This is a genomic window from Okeania sp. SIO2F4, from assembly GCF_010672385.1.
Lineage (GTDB): Bacteria > Cyanobacteriota > Cyanobacteriia > Cyanobacteriales > Microcoleaceae > Trichodesmium.
Genome location: NZ_JAAHGT010000388.1, coordinates 5934 through 8498, shown reverse-complemented (window position 1 = coordinate 8498; position 2565 = coordinate 5934). Strand labels below are relative to the sequence as shown.

General features: G+C 32.2%; 2 protein-coding genes. Both read left to right on the top strand.

Going from position 1 to position 2565, the window contains the following annotated elements; genetic code table 11:
- Positions 1–81: 81 nt before the first annotated feature.
- Positions 82–1062 (top strand): cysteine synthase A, encoded by a 981-nt coding sequence (locus F6K22_RS22460; RefSeq protein WP_293102918.1) that lies wholly within the window; start codon positions 82–84, stop codon positions 1060–1062.
- A gap of 426 nt (positions 1063–1488) precedes the next feature.
- Positions 1489–1740 carry a (2Fe-2S) ferredoxin domain-containing protein gene (locus F6K22_RS22455; RefSeq protein ID WP_293102916.1) on the top strand — a complete coding sequence of 84 codons (252 nt, stop codon included), beginning with the start codon at positions 1489–1491 and terminating at the stop codon, positions 1738–1740.
- Positions 1741–2565 lie beyond the last annotated feature (825 nt).

Here is a 2565-nt window from a genome sequence, read left to right as displayed (position 1 = left end):
ATTGCCTGGATTTGTTTTAAATATGAGCAAAGTTTGGTAAAATCTGATTTTTAAATACTAAATAGTAGATTGGTAAAAAAAATGGATATTAAACAAGGATTTGTCGGTACAGTTGGCAATACTCCATTAATTAGATTAAATAGCTTCAGTGAAGAAACTGGATGTGAAATTTTAGGCAAAGCAGAATTTCTTAATCCAGGGGGTTCGGTGAAAGACCGAGCTGCTCTTTATATTATTAAAGATGCAGAAGAAAAAGGTTTACTGAAACCTGGTGGAACAGTTGTGGAAGGAACTGCTGGTAATACAGGAATTGGTTTGGCACATATTTGTAATGCTAAAGGTTATAAGTGTTTGATTATTATTCCTGAAACTCAATCTATTGAAAAAATGGATGCTTTGAGAACTTTAGGTGCAGAGGTTCGCCCCGTTCCTGCGGTTCCCTATAAAGACCCGAATAATTATGTAAAAATGTCAGGTAGATTAGCTTCGGAAATGGAAAATGCTGTCTGGGCAAATCAGTTTGATAATTTGGCAAATAGAATCGCTCATTATGAAACAACTGGACTGGAAATTTGGGAACAAACAAATGGAAAAGTAGATGCTTGGGTAGCTGCTACTGGTACTGGTGGAACTTTTGCTGGTGTTTCATTATTTTTAAAAGAAAAAAATCCCCAAGTTAAAACTGTTTTAGCAGACCCGATGGGAAGCGGTCTTTATAGTTATGTGAAAACTGGGGAAATTTATAGCGAGGGTAATTCTATTACTGAGGGTATTGGTAATAGTCGGGTAACGAAAAATATGGAAAATGTGCCGATTGATGATGCGATTCGAGTTGATGATCAAGAAGCGGTAAGAGTGGTTTATCAACTGTTAAGAAAAGACGGTTTATTTATGGGTGGTTCTGTAGGAATTAATGTTGGTGCAGCAGTTGCTTTAGCAAAAGAAATGGGTCCCGGTCATACTATTGTGACTGTATTATGTGATAGTGGCGCTCGTTATCAATCAAAATTATTTAATCGTGAGTGGTTAGCTGGTAAAAATTTATTGCCGGATGATTTATAACTTTCTAAGCATTTAGCTGTCAGCTATCAGCTATCAACTATTTTTTCGTGGATTTAAAGCTGTATTAATTGAGCTAGAATTGAAATCTTACTAAAAAAGTTGTTAAAGTCTATATTCATTTAAACCATGTTCTTAAAAGCGGGGTCTTATACAATTTTGATAAATGTTTGCTACAAATAGCTAGGGAATTTTTGTTTGAGTCAGGAGTTGTAGGGGCGAATGGCTATTCGCCCCTACAGGAGTCATAATTAATAGCTTCGATGCCATTTATTAGTTCATAATTTATCTTTTTTGTATCTAGGGATATATCCTGTAAATTCTTTTTATCGCCCTTACTATTCGCAACATTCTTTTTTAAAATAAAATTGGTATTATTGCTCAGAGCTAACAGTTAATAGCTAAATACTTACATAATTTTCATGATTTATGATGGAAAATAGTCAAGTTGAGAGACTTTTATTGGTATGTCAAAATCGCACTTGTAAGAAGCAAGGTTCGGCAAAAGTATTAGCTACTTTTCAGACATTTGATATTCCTAATATTACAGTTGAAAAAAGCGGATGTTTGGGTAAATGTGGCAGCGGACCAATGGTTTTGGTTTTGCCAGAAGAAGTTTGGTATAGTCATGTTGAACCTCAAAATATTTCAGCAGTTATGGAGCGACATTTGCTAAGTTAAATATATAGGAAATAAATGTTTGATTCGGAATTTTATTGTGTGAATAGTTAGTTGAATATTTTATAAAAATCAGTCGAATAAGGAGATTTTTTTGAATTGACAAATTTATTTTTATAACCATGAATATTTTGAAGGTAGATTCAAAGACCATCTGAAAATAGAGACTTATTCAAACATCTTTAGAAAGTCTATTTAGCGATCGCCTTTTAAGGCATATTGATTATCAACTTTTGGTTTTGGTAGAAGAACTTTAGTATAGTCAAGTTTATCCTCAAAATATTTTAGGAGTTGTGAAGCGTCATTTGCTGAGTTAAATATATAGGAAATAAATGTTTGATTCGGAATTTTATTGTGTGAATAGTTAGTTGAATATTTGAGAAAAACTCAGTTGAATAAGGAGAAGTTTTTAAATTGAGCAATTTACAATTACAAGATTTTGAACGTATATTCAAAGACCATCTGAAAATACAGACTTATTCAAACATCTTTAGAAAGTCTATTTAGCGATCGCTTTAAAAACCGTATTGATTATCAATTTTTGGTTTTGGTAGAAGAAGTTTAGTATAGTCATGTTGAAACTCAAAATATTTCAGCAGTTGTGGAGTGAAATTTGCTAAGTTAAATATATAGGAAATAAATGTTTGATTCGGAATTTTATTGTGTGAATAGTTAGTTGAATATTTTATAAAAATCAGTCGAATAAGGAGATTTTTTTGAATTGACAAATTTATTTTTATAACCATGAATATTTTGAAGGTAGATTCAAAGACCATCTGAAAATAGAGACTTATTCAAACATCTTTAGAAAGTCTATTTAGCGATCGC